General features: G+C 35.1%; 18 protein-coding genes and 1 riboswitch. Of the genes, 13 read left to right on the forward strand and 5 right to left on the reverse strand.

Annotated elements, in window-relative coordinates; genetic code table 11:
* The first annotated feature begins 54 nt into the window (after positions 1 to 54).
* The 5 genes from yajC (at position 55) to HXT27_RS04845 (ending at position 5,517) form a co-directional block, all read left to right on the forward strand.
* Positions 55 to 552, forward strand: coding sequence for a preprotein translocase subunit YajC (gene yajC, locus HXT27_RS04825; RefSeq protein WP_103043015.1), 498 nt, complete (start codon positions 55 to 57; stop codon positions 550 to 552).
* Between the two features lie 251 nt (positions 553 to 803).
* Positions 804 to 1,409 (forward strand): adenine phosphoribosyltransferase, encoded by a 606-nt coding sequence (locus tag HXT27_RS04830; RefSeq protein ID WP_075523192.1) that lies wholly within the window; start codon positions 804 to 806, stop codon positions 1,407 to 1,409.
* A 92-nt stretch (positions 1,410 to 1,501) separates the two neighbouring features.
* Positions 1,502 to 3,106, forward strand: coding sequence for a DUF6350 family protein (locus HXT27_RS04835; protein WP_103043016.1), 1,605 nt, complete (start codon positions 1,502 to 1,504; stop codon positions 3,104 to 3,106).
* Positions 3,107 to 3,137: 31 nt separating this feature from the next.
* On the forward strand, positions 3,138 to 4,811 hold the full coding sequence (gene purH, locus HXT27_RS04840; protein WP_103043017.1) for a bifunctional phosphoribosylaminoimidazolecarboxamide formyltransferase/IMP cyclohydrolase: 1,674 nt from the start codon (positions 3,138 to 3,140) through the stop codon (positions 4,809 to 4,811).
* A 379-nt stretch (positions 4,812 to 5,190) separates the two neighbouring features.
* Positions 5,191 to 5,517, forward strand: a complete 327-nt coding sequence (locus HXT27_RS04845) for a rod shape-determining protein RodA (protein WP_075523280.1) — start codon at positions 5,191 to 5,193, stop codon at positions 5,515 to 5,517.
* Between the two features lie 239 nt (positions 5,518 to 5,756).
* Here HXT27_RS04845 and HXT27_RS04850 read toward each other — a convergent pair whose 3' ends face one another.
* Positions 5,757 to 6,743, reverse strand: a complete 987-nt coding sequence (locus HXT27_RS04850) for an aquaporin (RefSeq protein WP_075523190.1) — start codon at positions 6,741 to 6,743, stop codon at positions 5,757 to 5,759.
* Positions 6,744 to 7,022: 279 nt separating this feature from the next.
* Here HXT27_RS04850 and HXT27_RS04855 point away from each other — a divergent pair, with 279 nt between their 5' ends.
* The 5 genes from HXT27_RS04855 (at position 7,023) to HXT27_RS04875 (ending at position 15,425) form a co-directional block, all read left to right on the forward strand.
* Positions 7,023 to 7,796, forward strand: a complete 774-nt coding sequence (locus HXT27_RS04855; RefSeq protein WP_103043018.1) for a pseudouridine synthase — start codon at positions 7,023 to 7,025, stop codon at positions 7,794 to 7,796.
* Positions 7,793 to 9,982: a bifunctional cytidylate kinase/GTPase Der gene (der, locus tag HXT27_RS04860; protein WP_103043019.1), complete on the forward strand. Its 2,190-nt coding sequence runs from the start codon at positions 7,793 to 7,795 to the stop codon at positions 9,980 to 9,982. The genes HXT27_RS04855 and der overlap by 4 nt, the downstream gene beginning before the upstream one ends.
* Before the next feature lie 100 nt (positions 9,983 to 10,082).
* Positions 10,083 to 12,611: a DEAD/DEAH box helicase gene (locus tag HXT27_RS04865; RefSeq protein WP_103043020.1), complete on the forward strand. Its 2,529-nt coding sequence runs from the start codon at positions 10,083 to 10,085 to the stop codon at positions 12,609 to 12,611.
* 76 nt (positions 12,612 to 12,687) lie between these two features.
* Entirely contained in the window at positions 12,688 to 14,061 is a 1,374-nt protein-coding gene (locus HXT27_RS04870; protein ID WP_103043021.1) for a replication-associated recombination protein A, read from the forward strand.
* Positions 14,062 to 14,186: 125 nt separating this feature from the next.
* Positions 14,187 to 15,425, forward strand: a complete 1,239-nt coding sequence (locus tag HXT27_RS04875; protein WP_146024448.1) for a hypothetical protein — start codon at positions 14,187 to 14,189, stop codon at positions 15,423 to 15,425.
* Positions 15,426 to 15,515: 90 nt separating this feature from the next.
* Here the strand turns inward: HXT27_RS04875 and HXT27_RS04880 are convergent, their stop codons facing one another.
* The 3 genes from HXT27_RS04880 to HXT27_RS04890 all read right to left on the reverse strand — a co-directional run bounded on the left by HXT27_RS04880 (position 15,516) and on the right by HXT27_RS04890 (position 19,071).
* Positions 15,516 to 15,821 (reverse strand): YhbY family RNA-binding protein, encoded by a 306-nt coding sequence (locus HXT27_RS04880; RefSeq protein ID WP_103043023.1) that lies wholly within the window; start codon positions 15,819 to 15,821, stop codon positions 15,516 to 15,518.
* Positions 15,822 to 15,952: 131 nt separating this feature from the next.
* A complete protein-coding gene (locus tag HXT27_RS04885; protein WP_103043024.1) occupies positions 15,953 to 18,373 on the reverse strand; it encodes an energy-coupling factor transporter ATPase in 2,421 nt (806 codons plus the stop codon).
* Between the two features lie 119 nt (positions 18,374 to 18,492).
* Positions 18,493 to 19,071 carry an ECF transporter S component gene (locus HXT27_RS04890; RefSeq protein ID WP_075523182.1) on the reverse strand — a complete coding sequence of 193 codons (579 nt, stop codon included), beginning with the start codon at positions 19,069 to 19,071 and terminating at the stop codon, positions 18,493 to 18,495.
* 5 nt (positions 19,072 to 19,076) lie between these two features.
* Positions 19,077 to 19,210, reverse strand: a riboswitch (FMN riboswitch).
* A gap of 194 nt (positions 19,211 to 19,404) precedes the next feature.
* Here HXT27_RS04890 and HXT27_RS04895 point away from each other — a divergent pair.
* From HXT27_RS04895 to HXT27_RS04905, 3 genes are all read left to right on the forward strand, one after another.
* Positions 19,405 to 20,424, forward strand: coding sequence for a glycosyltransferase (locus HXT27_RS04895; RefSeq protein WP_075523279.1), 1,020 nt, complete (start codon positions 19,405 to 19,407; stop codon positions 20,422 to 20,424).
* Positions 20,425 to 20,602: 178 nt separating this feature from the next.
* Entirely contained in the window at positions 20,603 to 21,373 is a 771-nt protein-coding gene (gene ppgK / locus HXT27_RS04900; protein ID WP_075523181.1) for a polyphosphate--glucose phosphotransferase, read from the forward strand.
* Positions 21,374 to 21,683: 310 nt separating this feature from the next.
* On the forward strand, positions 21,684 to 22,946 hold the full coding sequence (locus HXT27_RS04905) for a pyridoxal phosphate-dependent aminotransferase (RefSeq protein WP_103043025.1): 1,263 nt from the start codon (positions 21,684 to 21,686) through the stop codon (positions 22,944 to 22,946).
* Here the strand turns inward: HXT27_RS04905 and HXT27_RS04910 are convergent.
* Positions 22,933 to 25,047: a beta-carotene 15,15'-monooxygenase gene (locus tag HXT27_RS04910; RefSeq protein WP_103043277.1), complete on the reverse strand. Its 2,115-nt coding sequence runs from the start codon at positions 25,045 to 25,047 to the stop codon at positions 22,933 to 22,935. The genes HXT27_RS04905 and HXT27_RS04910 overlap by 14 nt on opposite strands.
* Between the last annotated feature and the right edge of the window lie 75 nt (positions 25,048 to 25,122).

A 25,122-nucleotide genomic window follows, 5' to 3' on the forward strand; every position in this document is an offset into this window, starting at 1 on the left:
TCATTTTGGACGGCATTTCGCCCGTCTTAGGGTTGGATATTTAAGGAGTTAGTTGTGCCTTCAATCTTTAATAACTATGGTCTTATTATTTTTTTGGTTTTTGCTATTGGCTTATTGTTCTTCCAATCGAGAAGCATGAAAAAACGTCAAGCTGAAGCACGTTCATTCTATGATTCTTTGAAACCTGGTACTGAAGTTATCACTATTGGTGGCATTATTGGAAAAGTTGTTAGCGTGGATACGAAGTATGAGGAAATCGTTATTGATTCTGAAGGAAGTTTATTGCGATTCTCATTCCGCGCTGTGAATAGAGAATATACACGTCCTGCTTTTATTAGCGATGAAGAGTCTGAAGACGATAAAGCAGAGTCCAATGCAGAGTCCAATGTAGAGTCCAATGTAGAGGATTCTAATAAGAATGCTGAAAACTCTTCAGAAAATACTCATGAATCTAATGAAATAGAATCTAGCTTAGAAGTAACTAATAAAACTAGTAAAGATGAATCTATTGAAGATTCTAATGATGACAATACTGTCAGTGAGGAAGAATAGTAGGAACTAATAATTCTTACAATCTTAATAAAAGCATAAAGTATATCTGAATTTTCAGCATTATTCCCTTCGTTTTAATGCAATTGATTAAAAGTTAAGAGTTTTAATATATAGGTTGTTGAAAGTCGAAACAATAATGCTGTTTGATTCCAATTGTGAGAATAAATGCATATTGGAGCCAGTATTCTTCATTAGTTGATATATATGAATTGTTTTCATCAAAATGTTTGAGAGAAAAGAATAGTAGGATTATGCAAATATCGGATGTAAAAGCGGGCAAAACAGCTGATATAACAGTAAAGCCACTTAAAACAATAAGCAAAGAAGATTCTCAATATTTGGCTTCTCTGATTCGTACTGTTCCAGGATTTCCTAGTCCAAATATTATATTCCGTGATTTTCTCCCTATATTTTCTTCTACTCGTGGAATGAATATATTAGTAAATTCTCTTATTGATGCTTTGCCTGTTCCAGTTGATTCTTTTGATTTGGTAGCAGGATTAGAAGCTAGAGGATTTTTATTTGGCCCTCTTCTTGCTGCGCGATTAGGCAAGGGTTTTATAGCTGTTCGTAAAGCAGGTAAATTACCTCCTGATGTTATTAGTGAATCTTATTCTTTAGAATATGGTGAAGCTAAAATTGAGATTGAGTGTAATCTTGTTAAGCCTGGTCAAAGAGTTCTAATTGTTGATGATTTGATTGCTACAGGTGGAACTGCTAAAGCTGCTGCAAAATTGATTGAACGCTCTGGCGGCGTTGTTGCAGGTTTCTCTTTTGTAATGGAACTTACTGGTATCAGCGGTATGGATGATTTGAGATCATATAATTGTTCAAGTTTAATGACTATGCCAGCGTAGATTTTATTTATAATATAAAAATAGTAGGTTGTTGGATTTGTTCGAATGCGACCGAAGAAAATAGGAATAGTTTGTAGTATTCGGAGGCAATTATGGAAAGATTAAAATCTTATGTTATAACTTTCCTTAAAGGAATTGCATCTCCTATTATTACTATGATTGTGTTTGCATTAACAATCGGATTGTTTTTGTCTTTAACATTACTTGTTATTTCTATAGAAGAAGGAACAGGTAATTTTTCTGATTCTGCTATGTCTATTACTTGTGCCACTTTAATGCTTGCTCAAGGTGTTGGGCTAGGATTTGATGGTTTCATTTTAACTATAATTCCGCTTGGATTAACTTTTCTACTTATAGCATTTATGTCTTGGCTTATTAGTCGTTTTAAAGGAAGCATACCTGTTTATATTATTGGTTTAGTTTGTTGGATTATTTTAAATGGAATTATTTCGCGTAATACTTCTATTGAATTGTTAGACTCACTTCCAATATTATTAGTAAAAAGTTCTGTTATATACATAATTTCTTTACTATTTGCTGTAATTCCAAATAGTAAAATTATGAATTTTGTTAAAGATTGGATTAAAAAATATATTCCTTCTATTGCTTGTAAAGCTATTAGACTTTCAATAATTGGTACTTTAGCTGTAGTAATTGTTTATGCTGTAGTTTCTTGTGTTTTTATTGTACTTTTCTCTGTGTTGGGTGCTGAAAACGTTGAGTCGTATTTTGTGACTTTAGATATGCAACAAGGTTCTAGAATTCTGACTACTATTGCTTGCTTAGCGTGGCTACCTAATGTTGTTTTATGGATTTTGTCATGGATATGTGGTGCAGGTTTTTCGTTTGGCAGCGTTGCTTCTTTTGCACTGAATCATGCATCTTATAAACAAATTCCTCCAGTTCCAGTGTTTGGAATATTTCCGCATGCTGTCACGGGGAATTTACAACAATTGTTGATATTAGGTGCGATTCCTGTATCCATGTTTATATGTGCTTTATTTATATTATTCCTTAAAAATGGATGCAATATACGTTTGCGTTGTAGTTCAAATAAGATTGATTATAAGCAAACTTTTATCGATTTTTCGTTTTCTGCTGTCTGCTTAGTTGCTATTGCATCATGTACAACAATTGTTATGACAATTATTTTTAATTGTTGTAATGGTTCTCTTGGGCAATATCGCCTTAAGAATGTAGGTGTTAATATTATTGAAAGTGTTCATGCTGTTGGCCAATCTACTTTGTTGCCTTTTATTTCAGCATGGCTTGTTTCTTTAATTGGAATCGTATTATTATGCTTAATTCGTCTTTTATTAGACTTTATTAAGAATAAATATTTTCCTCATAAAGATGATAATAAAATCAATTCTTCAGCTTCAGATGAAGAAAAAACTATTATTAGTTCTTCAAGTAATACTAGTGAAAAAAGTTCGAGTGGCTCTAACAGTTCTAACAGTTCTAACAGTTTGAGTACTTCAAGCAATTCGAGTAGCTCAAACAGTTTGAGTAATGCTAATAGTTCAAGCAGTTCGTGTAATACTAATAGTTTGAGTAGTTTTAGTAATACTAATAGTTCGTTTAAGTCACGCGAAAATAATAATGAAGATGCTTCTAAAGAATCATCTGATAATCCACCTTTGTCTTCAAAGCATAATGTTCCTAGAACAGTACGCTCGAAGACTGTAAAAGAATAAACCTCATCCAATATAAGGAGGGAAGACCGCCGTGCAACAGATACAGCGCCATGAATCAGAGGCAGATGTGCTGATAACCACAGGTAAACGGTCAATCAAACGAGTACTGGTTTCAGTGTTTCGTAAAGAGGGACTTGATACGCTTGCAAAAGCGTTTATCCACGAAGGTACTCAGGTGGTATCTACAGGTTCAACAGCTGCATATCTTGAAAAATTAGGTGTTCATGTTGTTGAAGTTTCTACAGTTACAGGTTTCCCAGAAAGCTTGGATGGTCGAGTAAAAACTTTAGATCCTCATATTCATGCTGGTATCTTAGCTGATATGAATAATGCTGAACATGTTCGTCAGCTTAAAGATTTAAATATTGATCCTTTTGATGCAGTAGTTGTTAATCTTTATCCTTTCGTAGACACTGTTAAAAACGGTGGAAATGAATCTCAAATTATTGAAAAAATTGACATAGGCGGACCTTCTATGATTCGCGCTGCAGCAAAGAATCATGCGACAGTAGCTGTTATAACAGATCCAAATGATTATACTTTGCTTGCTCAAAGAGTGCTTTCAGGTGAAGGTTTTAGCTTGGATGAGAGAAAATACTTAGCTCGTAAGGCTTTTGCTCATACTGCTGCATATGATGCTGCTATTTCTCAATGGACTAGTGATAATTGGCTAAAGCCTGAGAGTTTATGTGATGAGTCTTTGAAGGATCAAGAAACTCATGAGAATAATTCGATTATGCCGCATGATTTTACTCGCACGTATCGCATAGAAAATGTTTTGCGATATGGTGAGAATCCTCATCAACAAGCTGGATTATATGTAGATCCTTTGCGAAAAGGTGGATTAGCGCAAGCTGAACTTTTAGGTGGAAAACCTATGAGTTACAACAATTATGTTGATGCTGATTCAGCTTGGCGTGCTGTGTGGGATTTTGCTCCGCGAATCGCTGTTGCTGTTTGCAAACATAACAATCCTTGCGGATTGGCGATTGGCGAAAGTGCGGCTGAGGCTCATAAAAAAGCTCATGCTTGTGATCCTGTTAGTGCTTATGGTGGTGTTATAGCTACTAATACGACTGTTACTCTTGAAATGGCGCAAAGTGTTCGTCCTATTTTTACAGAAGTAATTGTAGCTCCGGATTATGATCCAGAAGCATTAGAATTATTGCGAACTAAAAAGAAGAATCTTAGGATTTTGAAAGTTGCTAAACCGCCTGTTTTTGGTTTGCAACTTCATCCAATTGATGGTGGTGCGTTAGTTCAAACCGCAGATTTGATTGATGATAAAGGTGATAGTCCAGAAAATTGGAAGCTTGTTTCTGGAGATCCAGCAGATGTTGATACTATGCGAGATCTGTTCTTTGCGTGGCGTTCTCTTCGTTGCGTAAAATCAAATGCTGTCTTGTTGGCTAATAACAATGCAACTGTTGGTATTGGAATGGGACAAGTAAATAGAGTTGATTCTTGTAATCTTGCTGTTGAACGTGCAAATACTTTAGCTGATGGAGTTGAGCGAGCGCGCGGATCTGTAGCTGCTTCTGACGCATTCTTCCCATTTGCTGATGGTCCTAAGATTCTTATTGATGCTGGAGTTCGTGCAATTGTTCAGCCAGGTGGATCTATTCGCGATGATGAAGTTTTTGAAGCTGTGCGTAATGCCGGAGTGACAATGTACGTTACTGGTACTCGTCACTTCTTCCATTAAAAAGCATGAAAGAAAAATACTCTTAAAAATTAGTTTGTAAAATTAGTTTGTAGAATTAGTTTTTCGGGTGTTGGTAGTTTCTAGTTGATATTGCTTATTTAAGAGAGCATATTTGGGCGCGAATCTTTTCGACACCCGATTATTTTATATATTTCTACTTTAGTGATTTTATTTTAATTTATATAATTTTTGGGTTGTACTAACCTAATTTTTTGTTGTTTTTGCTTTATAGATTTTCGTTTTGTTGATTTATAGATTTACAACATATTGTATTCTGTATCTTGTTGTAAAAGTATAATATGCATAAATTGTTAGGCGTAATTGTTATGCATAATTGTTAGAGAATAAAAATTATAAAAATATGGTAAGTGGCAATCCTATGAAGCATTTAAATAAGATAGTGAAAGATGAAGCGCAATCAAATAATACTCATCCTTATGTTTCTGAGAAAAAGGAAGGTAAGCCTTACGCAGAGTGGATTGTAGCGTGCTTAGTTGTTTTATGCGCTCTATTAGCTTTTTGTGGATATACATTGATTGCTACTGTTATTATCTCTGTGACTTCTATAGTTCTTGGAATTATGCGAATAATTCTTCAAAAACGCAGCCCCTGGAAAGTAAGAAGTGTTTTATTTGATTCTGTGATTTCAATATTTTTAGGTGTTGGATTGCTTATAACATATTTTTCTATTACGCTATTCTTCTAATTAAACGCTATTTAATAAGTTTTAGTTTAGTTTTAGTTTAGTTTAAGTTTAGTTTAAGTTATGCGATTTATTAAACTGATTTGATTATTTAATTGCACTGTATTTTTTAAATAGAGATTTTAGATAAAGTAAATATTAAATTAGCCATTAGATACTTAAATATCTAATGGCTAATTTCGTTTTTGAGAATTTTAGCGACTTTTGCTATCTCAATTTTATCTAACTTAGTTTAATCTAACTTAGTTAGACTTATCTTCGTTTGTTTCAGTGTTGCTATCTTTAGTATCGCTAGATTTAGCGTCATAGAATAGTTCATTGTTTGCTGATGAATCTAATTCTTCGATACGCAAATTTGAATTTGCATCACTTACGTTTGCAACTGTATTCATTGAATAGTCTTTTATCAATTTGCCAAGTAATATTACAAGTCCAACGATTGCAGATGCAAAAATAGGCGCTACCCAGAATACCCATAATTTACTTGATGGAGATTCGAGAAGTGTTTGGGTGAATACTTTGAAAGACTTGAATTTCAGCATATTGCAAGTTATTACAAATGCAATACCAGTTGAGCGAGCAGGATTTAATCCGACTCCTGTAATAGGGTACGTAATCAAAGCGCCTAATGCGTAAACAATACCCATTGTGCTTGAGAAATTCTTTTTGTATTTTCCATTATTTTTAGTCAAAATAATATAAGCTGAAACAATTAAGATAACTGCAATTATTTCTATTACTATAGCTGTAGTAACTTCAAACGATAGATTTACGCTCTTAAGCAGGTTTGCAGACATAGAAGAGCTTCCATAGCCGTTTGCTACTGAAGAGAACCATGTTTTAATCGGTAAAGAATTTGAATGAGGGAGAATCAAAATAAGAACTAAAGCTGAGAATATTGATCCTAATACTTGAGCTACGATGTAAAGTAATTCAATAAGACGGCTTCTGCCAATAAGTATAGAAGTAATAGTTATTGCAGGATTAAAATGCCCGTTTGAAATTCTTCCGAAAGTTCCAAGTACTGCAGCGTATGCGATTGCTGTTGTAACAACAGTAAAAAGAACTCCAACTCCAGTTAAGGACGTGTTAAGACTGTTGAAAACAAAAATAATAGTTGAGAAGAAGTAAATTGTAAAAGTTATAAAAGCAGTTCCAATAAATTCTACACCAAAACGAGTTAAAATATCGATTTTATTTGGTGATTTTTTTGAATCTATAGTGTCCATAAAAATCCTAACTTTCTAATGTGCGATATTTCGCGCGATTGTTAAACGATTGCTATAGTATCACGGCTATGCCATAGGCTAATATAGAAACTCATGATAATTTCATATTTTTAATGAAATTATTACAAATATAATTACAAATATAATTAAAAATAATAAAAATCATGTTTATGAGTAGTAGTTCTGTTGCACTATTTGCTGATATTTATAGATATGAATAATGCAAATAATGCAAATAATGCAAAGAGTTACTATTCTTGAGGTCACGTTGGGAGAACGATGCCAAACGCATATTCCCGCGCCAATCAGGCGCAACAAGAAGCCACAAACGCCATTCGACTGCAAAAGCTACTTGCTGAAGCGGGATTTGGTTCACGCCGCAAGTGTGAAGAAATTATTCTAGATGGTCGTGTTGAAGTTGATGATGAGCTAGTTACAACACTTGGTACAAGAGTTGATCCTAAGCGTCAAAAAGTGCGTGTTGATGGTTCGCGAGTTAAATTTAATACAAAACTTGTGACACTTGCGTTACATAAGCCGAAGCGTGTTTTAAGCGCAATGGATGATCCTAAAGGTCGATTTACGCTCAGAGATATTGTTGGTGACAAATACGATCGAATTTTTCATATGGGTCGTTTAGATTACGATTCTGAAGGTCTTATTTTAATGACTAATGATGGTGAGTTAAGCCAGCATGTTATGCATCCAAAATATGAAGTTGAGAAAACTTATATTGCAACAGTAGAAGGAAAAATTAACGGTCTTGTGTGCAGACGTTTAGTTTCACAAGGTGTTAATCTTGAAGACGGTTGGATTAAATTAGATCGTTGTGCAATAATCGATCAAAATCATGATACGACAATTGTAAAAGTTGTATTGCACTCTGGTAAAAATCGTATAGTACGCAGAATTTTTGGTGCTGTAGGTTTTCCTGTAAAGCGCTTAGTTCGTACACAAATAGGTCCTATTAAACTCGGGGATTTAAAAGCTGGATCTTATCGTGTGCTTTCGCAAACTGAAGTGCTCTCGCTTTCTAAGGAGGTTGGTCTGTGATTTGTGTAGCTATTGATGGGCCAGCAGGAGTAGGTAAATCTTCAACTTCTCGTGCTTTAGCTAAATACTATGGTTTTGCGTATTTAGATACAGGTGCAATGTATAGAGCTGCTGCATGGTGGTGTTTGAAGAAAGGTATTGATCTAAGTGAACAACTTTCTTTAGACGAAGAAGGTAAGCCAACAAATCCTGTGGATATTGAGCGTTTTAACAAAATAGTTGAATCTGTTGGTGAGTTATTTACAGATGATCATGTGAAGTTTAACGTTGATCCTGAAAATCCTATAGTTGTAGTTGATGGTGAAGATATTAGCGATAAATTGCGTCTTTGCGAAGTTTCTTCTACTGTTTCTACTGTTTCTTCAATACCTTCAGTTCGCAGAATGCTTATTGCTGCTCAGCGTGCATATATTGCTGAACAGTCAGAAGAAGACTCTTTTTCTAAAGGTGAAGGAATAGTTGCAGAAGGCCGTGATATTACTACTGTTGTAGCTCCTAATGCTCAAGTTCGAGTATTGCTTACAGCGCGTGAAGATGTGCGTCAAGCTAGAAGGAATAAACAAGATATTTCGCAAGAGAATTTGCAAAATAACGAGTCTGAAGAAGATAATATTCGTTCTCGCGATGCTAAAGATTCTAAAGTTACGAGTTTTCTCTCTGCTGCAGACGGTGTTACAACGCTTGATAATTCTGATTTAACGTTTGATGAAACTTTGAATGCTCTTGTTGAAATAGTTGATGATGCTATTGAGCAGGATGAGTATGATCGTTATGTAGCAAATCTTGAAGGTTATGATCTTGACGATGAAGATCGTGAGCTTCTTAGCGGAGATTTTGCAAGTAGTGACGAGCAAAAGGATTCTCAAGCTGTTGGTGTAATCGCCGTAATTGGTAGGCCAAATGTTGGAAAATCAACACTAGTAAACAGAATTTTAGGTCACAGAGTTGCAGTTGTTGAAGATACTCCAGGTGTGACTCGTGATCGAGTAAGTTACGATGCTGAATGGGCTGGAACTAACTTTAAGTTGGTTGACACTGGAGGATGGGAAGCTGACGTTGAAGGTATAGATTCCTCTATAGCTCAGCAAGCTCAAGTAGCTGTACGCTTAAGTGATGCTATTATTTTTCTAGTCGATGGTCAAGTTGGTTTAACAGCAACAGATGAGCGTATTGTTTCTCTTCTTCGCGCTGCAGGAAAACCTATTACGTTGGCTGTTAACAAAGTTGACGATGCTAGAAGTGAGTATTTGACTGCAGAGTTTTGGAAGCTTGGAATGGGTGAGCCATATGGAATCTCTGCAATGCACGGAAGAGGCGTTGGTGATTTGCTTGACGCAGCTCTTGCATCTTTGAAGAAAGCTAATAAAACTTCTGGATTCTTAACTCCGCAAGGTCTTCGTAGAGTTGCTTTAGTCGGGCGTCCAAACGTTGGTAAATCGTCGCTTTTAAATCATTTAGCTAATGAAGAACGTGCTGTTGTAAACGATTTAGCTGGAACTACTCGTGACCCTATTGATGAAGTTGTGCGAGTTGATGGCGAAGACTGGCTTTTTATTGATACAGCTGGCATTAAGAGAAGACCGCATAAGCTTACTGGAGCAGAATACTATTCTTCACTTCGTACGCAAGCTGCAATTGAGCGCTGTGAACTTGCTTTAATTCTTTTTGACTCTTCTCAGCCTATTGCAGAGCAGGATTTGAAAGTTATGAGCCAAGCGGTAGATGCAGGTAGATCAATCGTGCTTGTGTTTAACAAGTGGGATTTAATGGATGAGTTTTCAAGACAACGTATGGAACGCTTGTGGAAAACTGAATTTGATCGTGTAACTTGGGCTGAGCGTGTTAATCTTTCTGCAAAAACTGGATGGCATACAAATCGTCTTGCGCGCGCTATGCGAACTGCTTTAAACAGTTGGGATAAGCGTATTCCTACAGGAAAATTAAACGCTTTCTTAGGACGTATCCAGTCTGCTCATCCTCATCCTCTTCGTGGCGGAAAACAAGCGCGAATTTTGTTTGCAACACAAGCTTCAACTAAGCCTCCTCGTTTTGTGATTTTTGCAACAGGATTCCTTGAGCATAGTTACCGCCGTTTTATTGAGAGGTCTTTGCGCGAAGAATTTGGATTCGAAGGAACACCAATTCAAATCTCTGTGAAAGTTAGAGATAAGAAGAAACGTAAATAGCAAATAAAATAAGTGGATATTGTGTGATGTAATTTGCGTGATATCCACTTGCTAATTTTGCAAAATAAATATTTCATAAAGCGTGGGGTAAAGGTGAAATATGACTGTGTTAAGCGAGTTAGCTCTTGATTTGCATCATGCTAGCGAAGATGAAATTTTTCAAGCATTCGTTGATTGGGTTAAAACTAATAAGCATGTAGATTTGTGGCAGCATCAAGAAGAATCCATTATGGATTTACTTGCAGGAGATCATGTAATCTTAAACACTCCAACTGGTTCAGGAAAATCATTGGTTGCACTTGGAATGCATTTTGCTGCACTTGCAACAGGCAGACGCTCATACTATACAGCTCCAATCAAGGCACTTGTATCTGAAAAATTCTTCGATTTAGTATCGATTTTTGGTCGAGATAATGTTGGTATGATCACAGGTGACTCGCATATTAACACAGATGCTCCAATAATTTGTTGCACTGCAGAAATATTAGCGAACCAAGCTTTACGAGAAGGCGCAAACGCTGAAGTTGATTGCGTTGCAATGGATGAATTCCACTATTATGGAGATCCAGAGCGCGGATGGGCTTGGCAAGTGCCGCTACTAACACTAGCTAACACTCAATTTTTACTTATGAGTGCAACTCTTGGAGATGTAACAGATATTGCTGAGCGCTTAGAGAAAACAACAAGACGAAGCGTTGATATTATTGCGAACGCTCCTAGACCAATTCCGCTTGAATATGAGTACACTGATAAGCCTCTTGCTACAACTGTTGAATTATTATTTAATAAAGGTTTAACACCAATCTATGTAGTACATTTTTCGCAAGATTCAGCTCTTGAAACTGCTCAAGCACTCGCTAGTACAGGAGTTTCAAGTAAAGAACAGCGCGATAAAATCGCACAAGCTATTAAAGGCACAAAATTTACTACAGGTTTTGGAAAAATTCTGCAAAGAATTTTAAGAACTGGTGTTGGTGTGCATCATGCAGGCATGCTTCCGCGCTACCGTAGACTTGTTGAACAGTTAGCGCAGCAAGGATTACTTCCTGTTATTTGTGGTACAGATACTTTAGGTGTTGGAATTAACGTGCCAATTCACTCTGTTGTTTTAACTTCTCTTACAAAATTTGATGGAAATCGTAGTCGTAAACTTCGCGCTCGTGAATTTCATCAAATTGCAGGCCGTGCAGGCAGAATGGGATTTGATACTGAGGGCTTAGTAGTTGCAGAGGCTCCAGAGTTCGAGATTGAGAATGCTCGCTCTGTTGCAAAAGCTGGAAATGATCCTAAAAAGCTTAAAAAAGTTAAGAGAAAGAAAGCTCCAGAAGGATTTGTTGTCTGGAGCGAGCAAACGTTTAATAAGCTTATTGAAAGTAATCCTGAAACGTTGAATCCTCATATGGTTGTTACTCACTCAATGGTGTTGAATGAAGTTGCTCAAGGTGGGGATGCTCGCGCTAGAGTAGAAAAACTTATTGAAGATAGTGCGCAAAAGATACAAGATAAAGAGAAACTTCTTGAGAGGTGCGATAATATTTTCCAAACTTTATTAGATACAAAAGTAATTGAATGTTTTAAGCGTCAAGATGGAACTTATGATTATGAGCTTGACGTTACTATTCCAGAAGGATTTGCGCTAGATCAGCCGCTTTCTCCATTTTTGCTTGCTGCTTTAGAACTTCTTGACCCAGAGTCTCAAAGTTACTCTCTTGATGTTATTTCTATTGTTGAATCTACTTTAGATGATCCTAAGCCTGTTTTGCGCTCGCAGGAGCGTAAAGCGCGCGATGCAGCTATGTCCTCTATGAAAGATGATGGCATTGATTATGAAGAGCGCATGGAGTGTTTAGCTGAAGTTAGCTATCCTAAGCCACTTGAGGATTCGCTAACTCCTGCTTTTTTGCAATATCGTAATGATGTTCCGTGGGCTAATGATTATTGGATTAAGCCTAAATCTGTTCTTCGAGATATGGTCGAAACGGCTTGCGATTTTAATGGTTATATTTCGCGTTATGGCATTGCTAGAAGTGAAGGAACGTTGTTGCGCTATCTTTCAGATGCTTACCGTTCTCTTGCGCGTACTGTGCCAAAAGACAAGCTTAATGATGAATTGCGAGATATTATTTCTTGGCTTCGCATTGTTGTGCGTTCTATTGATTCTAGTTTGCTTGATGAGTGGGAGAGTGCAGGTGGATCGGATGCTGAAGCTAATGCTGTAACTACGGCAGCTCCATCAACTTCAGAATCTGTGGTTGAAGATCGAAGAGGACTTATTGTTCTTATTCGAAATGCTATGTTTCGTAGAGTTCAACTTATGGATCTAGAAGATTCTGATACTCTTGGTGAGCTTGATAAAGCTTGGGGTTATGGTGTTCACGAGTGGAATGATGTTCTTGACGAATATTATGAGGATCACGAGTATGTTGGTATTGATGCTAAAGCTCGTAGTGGTGACTTGTTTATTTTGGATGATTCATTAGAGAAAAGTGAACATACTTGGAAAGTTCGACAGATAATCGATGATTCAGACGGCGATCATAATTGGGCTATTACTGGAATTGTAGATTTAGATGCTACACAAGATACAGGCGAAGTTGTGTTCTTTGACTACAGTGTGTCGCATGTATAGCATTGTTTTATATATGTTTTTAGTAAAATCTAAAAAATATCGAACGTTTGTTCTATAGATTGTGTATACTTAGATTATGGTTCAGGATTTGTTTTCGTCAATGAGCGCGTCTAGTGATGTAACTCGCCCTCTTGCTGTTCGTATGCGTCCAAGTGCAATTGAAGATGTGCTTGGTCAATCGCATGCTCTTAAGCCCGGTTCTCCTTTGCGTAGACTTGCTGATCCTCAATCTGAATATTGTCTTACTTCTCCAAGTTCTATTATTTTGTTTGGACCTCCGGGAGTTGGTAAAACTACTCTTGCTCATATTGTCGCTCGGCAATCTGGACGTGTTTTTGAAGAGCTTTCTGCTGTAACTTCAGGAGTAAAAGATGTGCGAGAAGTATTAGATCGAGCTCATGAGCGTTTAGTTAGCAAAGGTCTAGAAACAGTACTGTTTATTGATGAAGTGCATCGTTTTTCTAAATCTCAGCAAGATGCTTTGCTTCCAAGCGTAGAAAATCGTGATGTAACTTTTATTGGAGCTACTACAGAAAATCCAAGTTTTTCAATTATTAAACCACTACTTAGTAGATCTGTAGTTGTTAAGCTTGAATCGCTAAGTGTTGAAGATTTACATGAGCTTATTAAGAGGGCTATTGTTAGCGAGCGCGGTTTTAATAATCAAATTGAAATTGAAGATGATGCAATAGATTTTATTATTCGCTTTAGCGCTGGGGACGCTCGTAAGACTCTTACTATTTTAGAAGCTGCAGCTGGAGCGATTACAGGAAATTCTATTCACAAGCCTGGTGAAAATAAGCCTGTAATTAGTGCGGATATTGTTTCAAGAGTAGCTGACGTAAATATTGTCAGATATGACAAAGATGGTGATGACCATTACGATGTCATTTCTGCTTTTATTAAGTCAATGCGAGGAAGTGACGTAGATGCATCTTTGCACTATTTAGCTCGCATGATTAGAGCAGGTGAAGATCCTCGTTTTATTGCAAGACGAATTATGATTGCAGCTGCTGAAGAAGTTGGTATGGCAGCTCCGCAAATTTTGCAAGTAACTGTTGCTGCAGCTCAAGCTGTTGCGCTAGTAGGTATGCCTGAAGCGAGAATTATTCTTTCAGAGGCTGTTATTGCTGTAGCTACAGCTCCTAAATCTAATGCTAGTTATAATGCTATAAATCAAGCTTTGCAAGATATTGATTCTGGAAATATTGGTCAAGTCCCACTTCATTTGCGTAATGCTCCAACAAAATTGATGAAAACTTGGGGTAATCATGAAGGTTATAAATATGCGCACGATTATCCTGGGGCAATAGTTTCACAACAATACTTGCCTGATGAATTGGTTGGTCGCAAATATTACAATCCTTCAGATCGCGGATATGAACATGAACTATTACAACGTGTATCTCAAATCCGTAATATTCTTAATAAGAGTGATGATTCTGATTAAGCATGTTGGATACTGATATTTGTGTAGAATATTTTATAGTTTTAATTATGTAAAATGTTTCAATGTTTTGCATAAGTGTATTTTATACTTTTAAGCTCGCTTTATAGAAGTGACGAAAGAGAGATGTGGCAATGAAGAAGCACGGTTTTATAATTTATTGCGTTGTTCCTATCGTTTCTATAATTCAAATAGTTATTTCTGCTCTCGTTTTTCGTTCTTCAATAATTTTCTTCGGTGATTATCCGTATTTTATGAGGAGTTTAATAACAAATCCTATTTTAAGCAATCTAAGAGGTCGTAATCCAGAAGATTTGGCTATTGCTGCCGGTAAGGAATATAAGAACGTATTAGAAAATATAAATCAATACGAGTTTAGCGGAGTTCCTCAAGGCGATTACAACTATGCAATATGGGACGTAAATAGCGATGGAATAGATGATTTAATATTAACTGATTTTTATAAAGTAAAAAATGATTCAGGATATTATGTTACTAGATCTGCTACAAAAGTATTTTCTTATGATGGTAAAAAATTGAATGTTATGAATGGAGTTATACATTCAATTCAAAACAAGTTTGAAAGTTCCACTTTGTTCTTTTATAGGAATCATAGAGGATTAGTTCTTTATATTCCTGAAAGTGAACAGTGGTATGAAAAGATGAAGAGTAATACTCTTGGGAAAAATGAAGTATTCCCATGGAGAGAAGTTTCGTATAGATTCTTTGGAACTAAGATTAAAACTAAGACTAAAGTTGTTAAAAATCCTCTTCCTAAGAATGAGAATGATGAAGCTGAAATGTCTGATGTAACTCCACCATCTTATATTCCAGTTTCTGATTTAACAGATGTAAATAGTCTTATAAATATTAAAAAACGTGATTATTGGACTCAAGTTAATGCTAAACAAAAATTGAAATGGCAAGAAGATGGATACCAAGTTTTTACTGGAGTAGTTGAAAAAATTAATATGTATCAAGCGTATGATTTCCCTGGTACTTCTCCTGAAGACTCTGGGATTAGTATTGATAATTATATGAGTTCTTCTTCTGGTTCTAGTAATACTATAGTTTTGACTTTAGATTCTCCTCGCTCAGCTGCATCACATTGTAACGGTACTGAATGTGGGTATAGACCTATGCAGAATGAAATTCGTAAAGTTGCAATAGTACTTAGTAATAGTAGTAGTGATAAGAATGATGATGATTTCACTCGTTATATTGGCAAGAAAACTATTGTTGCAACTAAAAATATGTATGTTACAGCAGCAGATTTTCCTTGGAATCAGCCAATAATTAGTTCTTCTGAATACACAATAGTTAAGTTAATGAATCCTGTTGAAGATTCTACAGTTTACAATAAGTAGTTTCTACAATAAATGAATTTGCTAAATTTGCAACAGATTCATTGAAGTATTCTATTACTTACCTTATAGAGTAGCTCACAAAGTATCAGTCTATTCTTTAATAAGCATAATATGATTAGTGTTTTCTCGAGGTGATACTCTAAACAGCACAAAACGATTTCCGATAACTTGTACAACTTCAGCTTTAAGTTTTTCTGCTAACTTTATTGCTGCTTCTTTTGCGCTTAATCCTGAACCATCTTGTACAGCGCATTTCATAAGTTCATGATATTGCATCGTTTCATCAGCTTGTTTTATTGCAGCGTCTGTAATATCGTTTTTGCCAATATAAAGCATAGGACTTAAAGTGTTTGCTAAAGCGCGCAATTGTTTAATTTGCTTTTTAGTTAATGGCATATGTCCTCCAAAAGTATACATAATTGGTTTTAAATAATCATGTTAATTTCAATGCTTATCGGATTATACATCTAACCATGCTAATCCAATATTCTATTGTTTTTATTAAAAGTAATTTTGTAAATTTGTATTCATAAAATATTTGTAGTTTTAGCAATAAGAATTGTAATAATTATGCTAAAAATTGCTAAAGCAATATCTCTAAATCTTATTTTTAAAACGTGAAAGTGTGTGCGTGCTTCTTGCGGAATGTAGCATCTAGAATCTAAAGCTAATCCAAGATTATATGCATGCCTAATTACACCTGCAAATCCTGGAATAATAAGAGATGTCATTGCTTGAAGTCTTTTTTTAAGCGATCCGTTTTTTATGCTTCCACCTCTAGCTGTTTGCGCAATTGAAATAGCTTTTGCTTCTTTTGAAAGAGTTGGAAGAAATCGTAATGCTAAAGTCATAATAAATGCTATTTCTTGCGTAGGTAATTTGAATACTTTAAGTGGAGAAATAATAGATGCGCATGCTTGAGTTAGTCTTGTCGGAGTGAAAGTTAATATAACAGTTAATCCAATAAGCATTGCTAAAGAAAGTCTAGTAGAGAAAAGTATTGTAAAGTTTACTCCGTCAAATGTTATAGGTATTGAAAAAAGATAAAAAAGTATGCGACCTGTTTTTACGATAAAGATATTTAGAATACCTGAAAATATGAATATTGATATGAGAACATGCAAAAACGATATTAGTTTAGAAAACTGTATTCTTGCAAAAATTGTGAGAATAAGAGTTGCGATACTAAGAATCCCAAGTTGACTGTAATTAGTGACTCTAAAAGCGCTGAATATTAGAATAAAGCAAGAAATTAGTGTAACTCTAGGATCAAAAGAGCTTAGAAAAGAGCTGTCGGAAGAGCTTAGAAAAGGGCTTGTGGAAGAACTGTTAGAAGTGCCTGTTGAAGAGCTGTGTACATTGCCCTTAAAATGGCTATTTTCTTTAATAGTTGATTTTTTACTTTCATCATCTTTTTCTGTTTTAATTGTAATTATTCTAGCTTTAAGAGCTTTTGCTTCATTCATATCATGCGTAATAAGCACAATAGTTATGCCCTTTTTATGTAAATCTTCTAATATTTTTCTCAATCGCATAGCTGATTCAAAATCTAAACCTGCACTAGGCTCGTCTAAAACAAGTATTTTTGGATTATATGCTAAAACTCCAGCTATAGCTACTAGACGTTGCTGTCCTCCTGAAAGTTCAAAAGGAGAAAATTGTGCTAAGTGTTCAATATGTAGCATTTTCAAAGTTTCGTTTACTTTATTATTAAGTTTTTCTCCTTCTAAACCAAAATTTTTAGGACCATAAGATACGTCTTCAAATACTGTTTGCGCGAAAAGTTGCTGTTCTGGGCATTGCATAACGTAGCCAATTGTTTGCCGCAGTTTTTTAGTATTTGTTTTGTTTTCTTTAGCGTTCAAAGGAATACCTTGTATTAGAACAGTTCCAGAATCATATTTAAGTAATCCGCATATTGTTTTTGCTAAAGTTGATTTTCCTGATCCATTTTCTCCTGTAATTGCAACGATTTCTCCATGCTTTACTTTGAGAGAATAGTTATTTATTACATGTTTAGCGCGTTTAGAGTAACTAACGTTAAGATTAGATACTTCGATTGCAAATGTTTCATCATTAGTTTGATTTTGCAATAAATCTTGATTTTTTTCGTCTTGCTTATCTTTTTCTTGATCTTTTTCGTTGTATTTTTCCTTTTCTTTTTCTTTATCAGGTTGATTTTCGCATTTTTTAGCGTATTCGGTATCTATCGCATTTTTATAATATTCTTTTAATTCATTAGAACTTATATCGCGAATTTGACCTTTATTTACTAGAAGTATTCGATCTGCGTAAACGCATTCATCAAATTTATGTGTTATGTGAACTATTGTGAATCCGCGTTTTTGCAAATCATCAAATAGTGAATTAACGTATTGCAAAGATTTATAATCAAGCATTGATGTTGGTTCATCAAATATGAGAAGTTTTGGCTTTGTAACAATAGTACTTGCGAGCGCAATTTTTTGTTGCTGTCCTCCGCTCATATCACTAGGGTCATCATACCTGTGGTTTTCCATGCGAACAGATTCTAATGCATTTAGAATCATTTCATTCATATTTGATTGTTTTACGCATAAGTTTTCTAGTCCAAAAGCTATGTCGTCTTCGCTGATCGTTGTTATTATTTGATCTTCTGGATTTTGGAAAAGAGTTCCAATAGATTTTCTTGCAATTTTATACGCATTGGAATCAGCGTGATCTAAATCGAAAACTTTATTGCCGCATAATTGCACGAGTCCTGAATCAGGAGCTATTAAACCTGATAGTATTTTAGACAGTGTAGATTTTCCTGAACCGTTAAGTCCTACTATTACAACTCTTTCTCCATATTTAATTTTAAGATTTATTCCATTAAGAATCCATGTTTTCCCGGAATCATACGAAAAATATACGTCTTTTAATATTGCAGCAAAAGATTCTTGTTTGATATTGTTTTCTTTATTCATTATTTTAAGTTCTATTCTATTTATTAAAGCTTGCAAAAAATATTAAAGAAAGTGAAATTTATTAGATATATTACATTTAATCTAATAAATTTCACAAATACATAAAATTTAATGTTATTTTACTTATAACGCTTTAACAATTTTGAAATCGGCTTATAAATAAGAACAGTCAAAACTATATGAAGTAAAATTTTTGCTGCATTGAACGGTAATAGGATTGGAATAATAATTGATGCAACATCCGCGATAGTAAATTGAGGTAGATACAAAGGAGTAATAATCAAATTTCCAATAATTGCAATCGCAATAGATACTATGGATCCAGCTATAAGACTTAATAAAGCTCCTTTTTTAGTGCGCATTTTCTTATAAATAAATGATGCTGTAACAGATAATCCTAGTGATACTGATATAGCAATAATTGAGCCTAAAGGATTGCTTAGAATGTGTGGAGCAAATCCTAATATGCTTACGATTGCTGCTGCAGCTGGTCCGTAAGCGTATCCTGCTATCAAACAAACTATGCCTGAAGGATCGTATTTAAGATATGAAAATTGTGGTCCAGGAATAATTGGGAATTCAATAAAACTTAAAGCCATAGATAAAGCTACGAAAAGAGCATATTGTGCGATTCTTTTCGTTGACCAATAATTTGAAGTATTAGTATCTGTGCTGTGCTGTGTGTCTAAATAACCCATTAGGGCCTCCGTTTCTTCCATCCGGACTTTAACCGTTGGCTTCGGAATTTGACCGAATCAGCAGATTTTATCCGCTCGCGGGCTTCAAGATTGATCTTGCTACCGCCAGTAAGGATTTTCACCTTCCCTGAAACTACTTTTCCTTTTTATAACATGGAGTGAACAATATAAAATTTGTTAAATTTTTCTGTGGCGAGGGTAAGTGCAAAAATAGGCATTATGAGCAATATGAGTAGTAGTAAATCTAGTAGTAATAACACTAAGACTAGTAGTAATAACACTAAATCTAGTAGTAATAACACTAAGACTTTACTTAAAGATTCAAATAAGAGTATGAACAATAAAGTAAGAGAAAAAATGTTGCAAAGTATTGAACGATTAGCTGTTGTTGTAGTTACATATAAAAGGCAAGAGTTGTTAAAACGTTTATTTGCTTCTTTTGAGAAATTAAAAGAGTGCCCATGGCGCATTATTGTAGTTGATAATGAGAAAAGCGAGCGAACGCGTCAAATGGTTGATTCTTTAAACAAGAGTTTGACTATAAAATGGGGTAGTGCTGATGGGGATGATGACGGTAATTTTGAGCACGTTCTTTATGAGCCTCAAAAAGATAATTTAGGCGGAGCTGGTGGATTTTCCGCTGGTGTTAAAAAAGCTTATGAGATTGGTGCTAAATGGTTCTGGGTTATGGATGATGACGTAGAAACAGTTCCTGAATCTATTTCACGCTTGAGTAAATGGACTAAGAAACATTCTGTGATTCAAGGTAGTAGATTGGATTACGATGGCGGTAAATTCTATTGGCAATATGAGTTTTTAGTTCCAATGGGTATACCAAATCCATTTGCTCCTGCAGCTTTTAGTAAAGCTGGTTACAGAGTTATGAATACTATGTGCTTTGAAGGCGGATTATTCCGCAGAGATGTAGTTGAAAAAATAGGTTTCCCTGATCCTCGTTACTTTATTTATTGGGATGATACAACTTATGGTTATCTTGCTAGTAAAGTCACTAATCCTATTGTAATTCCAGATATCGTTCTACGCCGTACTCGTGATATTCCTAATTGGGATATTGCTGGAATACGCCAATTAAATTCAACATCCGATATGAATAGATATCATATTATGCGTAATCGTGGTTTTATGGCGCGATATTTTATGATTCATGGAGATTATCATCCTCTTATGTTTGCAATAGGCACTATTGCAACAGCTGCAAAAGAGTTTATTCGTTTGCTTGCTGTTGATAGAAAGCACATCATACCTGGATCAATAAGATTATTTAGTGGTTGGATTGCTTCAAGAAAGATTTTGCATGATTCTAATTGGAAACCAATGCCTTCTTTAAAGTAAATCTATAATTTTTTGTAAATGGTTTGCATTTTCGTATAATTTTTGGTTATTATACTGAGAAAAACAGTATTGCAATCGTTGGCAATAATTAAATTTGTTTTACGCGTGTCGTTCTGACGATATTGTAGAATGAACTTGATATTCCATTGTCAACACATTCAGAGGAGAGGTGTTAGCGATGATTAACACTGCACAAGCTTTCGGCGTAGATATCGGTGGTTCAGGCATTAAGGCTGCACCTGTCAATCTAGAGAAGGGTGAATTTGCTGAACCAAGGTATAAAATTCTTACTCCAGCGGTTTCTACACCTCAAGCAGTTGCGGATATTGTTCGTCAGCAACTTGAGCATTTTGAAGTGACTCCTGATATTCCTGTTGGTATTGCTTTCCCAGCTCCGATTAAGCCTGGCAAGAAGCTTGAATATATGGCAAATCTTGACCAGTCTTGGGTTGGCGTTGATGTTACAGAAGTTTTCAGTGAAGCTTGTGGAAGACCTGTTACTGTTGTAAACGATGCTGATGCTGCAGGTTTAGCAGAACAGCATTTTGGTTCTGCAAAAGATAAAGACGGTTTAGTTATTGCTACAACACTAGGAACAGGTATTGGAACAGCGTTGATTTATAACGGAGTTCTTATTCCTAATACTGAACTTGGTCATATTCAGCTTGAGAAAGGTAAAGGAGATGCAGAAAAGTATGCTGCTTCTTCTGTTCGTGAAAAGTTGGATATGGGTTATAAGAAGTGGGCTAAGCGTTTAACAAAGTACTATGGTTTGATGGAAAAGTACTTCAATCCAGATTTGTTCGTTGTAGGCGGTGGAGTAAGTAGAGTAAGTGAAAAGTTCTTGCCGCATATTGATATAAAGACGCCAATCGTTGTTGCTTCTTTGCATAATGAAGCTGGTATTATTGGCGCTGCATTTTATGCTATGCAACAGCGAGAAAAGTAATGATGTTATCGTAAACGCATTGTGTTTATGTAATAACGCATTATTGAATGTGTTTTTAAGATAAATATTGTTAGCGCTAGGCGTATTCGATTTTTAGTTTTTACTAATTGATTTCGTCTAGCGCATTTTTATTAGATTAAATAGAAAATGTTGCGAAATAACCCAAAATAACACAGATTTTGTGTTATTTCAAGAAAATTTTAATCTAATGTTTAAAAGTCTAAACGTAATAGCGATGCTTTAAATTCATATTGGTGCAATGTGTATTAGCTAAAAATAATATATCTTTAATATAAGCTAATGTAGTCATGTGAAATTTTCTTCTCGAGTAGATGTAAGCGAACCTAATCCTATTATCGTAGCTGAAAGGGATGCTTTAGCTTGCAATATCAAATTAACTAAGCTTAATGATTCTAATCCAACATCTCATAATCTTGCTCCTATTTGTTTATCTAGTAAGTATGTTGCAGATCCTCGAGGGCCTATTGAAATTCGCAAAATGCTAGCAGATTTTATAAATAAGCGTGACAATCGTGGTATTTATTCAAGCGAATCTAATGCAAATACAAAAAGTGAAGTGATAATTAAAGATCCTAGTTGTAGTGCTTGTTGTGCTAGTGCTCTTAATCCAGAAAATATTTATGTTCTATCTTCTACATCTCAAGCTTATGCATGGCTTATGATGCTTTTATGTGATGCAGGTGATGCTGTTCTTGCTCCAAAACCTGGGTATCCTTTAGTTGAATCTATTGCTCGTCTGAATCTTGTAAAAACAATTCCTTATTCTTTGAGATACGATGGTTCTTGGACTATTGATTTAGCTAATGTACGTTCTTTAATAGAAGATGAATCGAATAATATTAAAGCTTTAGTTCTTATAAATCCCAATAATCCAACAGGCTCTTATATAAAGATGCAAGAAAGAGGAGTGTTGTTGGAATTATGTCATAGGCATGGTATTGCTATTATTGCAGATGAGGTTTTTTATGATTACTCACTTGAGCCTTTTGATTTTAATGCTCGCTTAGCAGGTGAAACTTCGACTCTTGTTTTTGCTTTAGATGGATTTTCTAAAATGCTTGCTGCTCCTCACGCAAAAGTTGGTTGGATTGAAGTTTCAGGACCTGTTGATGAAGTTTGTGAAGCAAAAAAACGTCTTGATGTGATAGCAGATGATTTTCTTCCTATTGGTGCGACTGTTTCAGATCATATTCATGAATTGCTTGATTGCGCGTGTGAACAGACGAATAAAGTTCGTTTGCGTATAAAATCTAATCTTTCTACTTTACGCAAAACACTTGCTCAATGGCCTAATTGTTGCGTTGATGCTTTAAGAGCAGAAGGAGGATGGAATGTATTATTGCGAGTTCCATCTTGTATTGATGATGATGTACTCGCGTTGCGTTTGATTCGTGATTATAAATTAGTTTCTCAACCTGGATACTATTTTGATATGCCAAATAATGGATATCTTGCGCTATCTTTATTGCCGGCACCTGATCAATTCAGTAATAATCTTAAGCTAACGCTAAAAACAGTTGATACTTTATTAAATGAGATTATAAGAGATTAAACCAAGCTCGTACGCTATACCATAATTCTGGATTATATTGTATTAGCGAATCTTCTCTACCGATAATAAACCAGCTTAAAAATGTTATAACAAGAGAAAACACAAGTAGAATTGCGATTATAGCTCGTATTGAATAAGAACATGCTTTAGTTAAAATAGTGTCTTGGCTTGTTATTATTGCAGCTTTTTCTAAGAATAATGCGATTCCGATAACAGCGCTTAATCCTATAAGCCAGCTGAAATCTGCTATATATCTCCATCCAATTCCTGCTTTTAAGCTATCGAATATTATAACTATAATTCCCAAAACAATTGATGTTATTGCAAATTCGTTTACATATTTGTTTTTATTACGTTTATAAAAAATGAATGATGCGATTTGACCGAGTAAAGCTAGTGGAGATATGCTAAATATTCCTCCGATCGTTGGCTCTGCATATTGCCATTTGCTAAAAGAAATAGGTTGAATTGCAATCCAAGGGAATTTTGTAATAGTTCGTAAAGGTAGAATTAAATAACTAAATATAGAAGGCAATATGTTTTCTGATGGTATATGCATTCTAGTCATATCTGTTACTGTTATTTGATATTCATTTCCAAAATTAAAAGGAGAGCCGAAACGAATCGCATTATAAAAACCAAGTGGTAATGCGATTATTGCTATAGGTATAAGTGTTATCGAAGTAAGTCTAGCTAATTGTTTCCAAGAAGATTGATCATAATATTTTGTAAAAGTATTATATAAAGTATTGAAAATGTAATGTCTGAAAAGTGGTAAAGCTAAAAGTAAAGCAATCGTAAAAGTAGGTCTACATCCTAGATTTAGTGATATGAAAAATGTTCCTAAAGAAAAATAGAATGAGTTTATTGTTATATCGTCTTTGCGCGCTTTAAGCCAACAGCATAATCCTATAGTTGTAAACATTAAAGAAGAAACTATAGGAATTGAATAGAACGATGGTCTAAACCATAGATAAGTTATGTTAGAAGTTATTAAGAATAATGCTACGCATATTACTGTTGTTGCAAGAAGTGGAGATTCTTTAATCTTTTTTATTAAGTTAATTATCAATAGAGATCCTGCTATAAGGAATACAATAATGCAAAAGAACGTGACTGCACTTGTTGGTAACATTCTTCCATTTGGAACGAAAAGCATGCTTATAGCTCTATATGGTAGGAAGAAGAAGATTGTTGGTATAACGCCAAAGTAAGAATACCAATGTCCTTGATAATATGCGTGATCCCAATAAATATTTCTAACTCCGTTTGATAAAAGTATATTTCTTGCTGAAGGATCGTATGGGTTAGATAATTGTCGAAGTTCGTGAGGAACAGGTAAATTTAAGTAGGTTTGTCCGTGCAAAATCGCTTGAGCTGTGTGATCGTATTGATCAAAATCGTACGTATAGTTTCCAATTACATCGAAGTGTAGTGGTGTTGAATATATAAAGCTATCAATAATAGATATGAAGGCGCTTATTATAAAAGGCGAAAGAATTACTATAAAAAGTAATCGTTGATAAATACTTGATGTATTAAGTCTTATTTTCCAAAGATGTGACCATGGGTTTAATAATGCAATAACAAATGCTGCTATAGCTAACATTGCTACGCGACCCCAAGACCAACTGAAAGGTGCTCTAACGTTTGCTCTAGCATCTTCTAAATCTATTATTGAATTAAAAGGATGTTGTATCCAGATTCTTAAAATATTAGGTTTTCCAATAGCTTCTTCTGGTACTGGTATTAGAGCATTATTTGTAGCTCTTGGATTAGCGCTAGTTAATTTTCCTGCTATTCCATTTACGTCTACTCTTACGTGAATGTCGCTAATAATTGGTGTTGTACCAACGTTTTTAGGTTGTTTTATAGCAGGTTGTAAACGTATGTAAGGAGATGAACCGTCTGAAATAACTTCAATATATGCTTCTGAAGGATCTACGATTCTCAATCCTCCTGAGTGCAAACGTTGGATTCCTGCTCCGATGTGATTATGAGCTGAAAAGCTATCAGTGCTACCTGCAACGCTTTTCCAAAATGGTATGTTTCCTATAGTGCATTCAAATAAGACTATAAGTAGCAAAATTGCTAATGGCATGCGCAATATTCGTAGTATATACTTTCTGCGAAAGCATTTTCTTTGCAATGATTCTTGCAAAGTTTGAGATAAAGA

Origin of the sequence: Gardnerella bivia (assembly GCF_049262715.1) — a bacterium.
Lineage (GTDB): Bacteria > Actinomycetota > Actinomycetes > Actinomycetales > Bifidobacteriaceae > Bifidobacterium > Bifidobacterium vaginale_A.

Coding starts and splice junctions, on each gene's coding strand:
- HXT27_RS04890 (WP_075523182.1), bottom strand. CDS start 19,071: ATGGGTTATTTAGACACACAGCACAGCACAGATACTAATACTTCAAAT.
- HXT27_RS04870 (WP_103043021.1), top strand. CDS start 12,688: ATGGTTCAGGATTTGTTTTCGTCAATGAGCGCGTCTAGTGATGTAACT.
- HXT27_RS04855 (WP_103043018.1), top strand. CDS start 7,023: ATGCCAAACGCATATTCCCGCGCCAATCAGGCGCAACAAGAAGCCACA.
- HXT27_RS04850 (WP_075523190.1), bottom strand. CDS start 6,743: ATGGACACTATAGATTCAAAAAAATCACCAAATAAAATCGATATTTTA.
- HXT27_RS04845 (WP_075523280.1), top strand. CDS start 5,191: ATGAAGCATTTAAATAAGATAGTGAAAGATGAAGCGCAATCAAATAAT.
- HXT27_RS04865 (WP_103043020.1), top strand. CDS start 10,083: ATGACTGTGTTAAGCGAGTTAGCTCTTGATTTGCATCATGCTAGCGAA.
- HXT27_RS04885 (WP_103043024.1), bottom strand. CDS start 18,373: ATGAATAAAGAAAACAATATCAAACAAGAATCTTTTGCTGCAATATTA.
- HXT27_RS04910 (WP_103043277.1), bottom strand. CDS start 25,047: ATGCCATTAGCAATTTTGCTACTTATAGTCTTATTTGAATGCACTATA.
- HXT27_RS04830 (WP_075523192.1), top strand. CDS start 804: ATGCAAATATCGGATGTAAAAGCGGGCAAAACAGCTGATATAACAGTA.
- HXT27_RS04880 (WP_103043023.1), bottom strand. CDS start 15,821: ATGCCATTAACTAAAAAGCAAATTAAACAATTGCGCGCTTTAGCAAAC.
- ppgK (WP_075523181.1), top strand. CDS start 20,603: ATGATTAACACTGCACAAGCTTTCGGCGTAGATATCGGTGGTTCAGGC.
- HXT27_RS04895 (WP_075523279.1), top strand. CDS start 19,405: ATGAACAATAAAGTAAGAGAAAAAATGTTGCAAAGTATTGAACGATTA.
- HXT27_RS04835 (WP_103043016.1), top strand. CDS start 1,502: ATGGAAAGATTAAAATCTTATGTTATAACTTTCCTTAAAGGAATTGCA.